Below are 1,004 nucleotides of genomic sequence, written 5' to 3'. Positions count from 1 at the left end.
GTCGCGCCGACCCCCGCCCGCTGGACCTGGCCGAGCGACAGTTTCAGCGCCATCGTCGCGGCGGCCAGGTCCAGCGGGCGGGGGTCGGCGGGGCGGCGCGAACCGGTCGCGGTTACCGGTGTACGGGCAGGGTGAGGTGCACGGCCAGTAGACAACGGCCCGGCGGGGGCAGCCAGTCCGCGTCCGGTCGGTCCGAAGGTCGGCGTGCCTCGTCCTCGCCGCACCGGCCGGGGAGGGCCTGGGAGCATCGGGGCGCGGCGCGAGCCGCGCCCCGATTTCATGTCCACCGGGTGGTTCGTCCCCGGGTGGCCCGATGCGGTCGACAGGCCCGCCGGCCAGGTAGCCTTCGCCCCGTGATCGAGGTGAAGCTGCGGTGACGACACTGGACCGGGACGAGACGCACGCCCCGGCGGTGCCGCCCCGGCCGGTCGTCGCCGGCCGGCCACTGCCGCTGAAGGCCGCCGCGCCGATGGCGGTGGCCGCCGGGCTGGCCCTGCTGCTGGCGTTCCCGCCGTACGGGGTGTGGCCGCTCGCGCCCGTCGGGGTGGCGTTGCTGGCCGCCGCGGCGCACCGGCGGCGGATCCGCGCCGGCGCCGGCCTGGGCTTCCTCACCGGGGTGGCGCTGTTCGCGCCGCTGCTGGCGTGGACGAACCTGCACACCGGCTACCTGCCCTGGGTGTTGCTGTCGCTGCTGCAGGCCGGCTACCTGGCGCTGCTCGGCGCCGCCACCGCCTGGGTGTCGCCGCTGGCCGACCGCGGCCGGTGGGCGTGGCCGGCGCTGACCGGGCTGCTCTGGGTCGGGCAGGAGGCGCTGCGCGACCGCACCCCGTTCGGGGGGTTCCCGTGGGGGCGGCTGGCGTTCAGCCAGGACTCCTCGCCGCTGCTGCGCCTGGCCGCGCTCGGCGGCGCGCCGCTGGTCACCTTCGCCGTGGCCCTCATCGGCGGGCTGCTCGTCACCGCCGCCTGGCGCGGCTGGGCCGCCGCCCGCAGCAAGGCGGCGGGCC

General features: G+C 78.2%; 1 pseudogene. It reads left to right on the top strand.

From position 1 onward, the window contains the following. Positions 1-469: 469 nt before the first annotated feature. Positions 470-1,004 (top strand): annotated as a pseudogene (locus tag DKT68_RS00495) (apolipoprotein N-acyltransferase); the annotation flags it as partial.

Origin of the sequence: Micromonospora acroterricola (assembly GCF_003172955.1) — a bacterium.
GTDB lineage: Bacteria > Actinomycetota > Actinomycetes > Mycobacteriales > Micromonosporaceae > Micromonospora > Micromonospora acroterricola.
Note: the sequence above shows the minus strand (reverse complement) of the source record. Positions and strands in the feature narration are given on the sequence as shown.